The following is a 721-nucleotide window of genomic DNA, read 5'->3' on the forward strand; positions in this document are numbered from 1 at the left end:
GTTTTGTGTAAAATTAGCCGAGCAAAGAAGGGGAGCTGATTTTGAGACGCTTGCTGGCCTCCAATAATCGCGGTTGAAATGCCTTGCTCGTCAAGCTCCGACCCGTCACGGGCATTACCCACTGCTGGTACAACGAGACAAGCCCCAATCACTACTCTATGAAACAATCGCATAGCCTCATCCTTGAGTTTTTTCGCACTCTATTTACTTTAGCCGAGAGTTCACCAAGCTCAAGTTAACGTATTGAGTAACAGGCTCAGTTACGCAAATTCTTGTTTTAACCACGAGCGCAATAGGTGAAAGCTTTCTTGCTTGAGCTTATGCGGTGGGCACACAAAATAAAGCTGCTGATTAGGATTGATCACAGGCTCACCAAGTTCGATCAGTTGACCGTACTTGATGTCGTCTTTCACAAACAAACGGTGAGTCACCAACACACCCAAACGACGCGTGGTTGCCTGTACCGCTTGAATCGACATATTAAAAGTGATCGGCTTTTTGTTTTTTGGACGAGCGACTCCTATCGCGTCTGACCAGACTTGCCAATCGTGTTTTCTGCGCTCATTCGTGACCTCAATGAGCGGATACGTCTTTAAGATGTCAGAAAGGTTAATTGGATTGCTGTGGTCGATGAGATCAGGGCTGCACACTAATACCAGTTCGTCTTCACTGAGCTTTTCGCAATAGTAGTCTTGCCACTCTTCAGTGTTGCCATGCACCA

1 protein-coding gene and 1 pseudogene are annotated in these 721 nt (G+C 46.5%); both read right to left on the reverse strand.

Annotated elements, in window-relative coordinates; genetic code table 11:
- Positions 1 to 173 (reverse strand): annotated as a pseudogene (locus R8O11_RS27545) (serine protease); the annotation flags it as partial.
- Positions 174 to 260: 87 nt separating this feature from the next.
- A partial coding sequence (locus tag R8O11_RS27550) for a LysR substrate-binding domain-containing protein (protein WP_318194916.1) occupies positions 261 to 721 on the reverse strand: 461 nt, incomplete at its 5' end.

It is taken from the genome of Vibrio sp. 1288 (assembly GCF_033344475.1).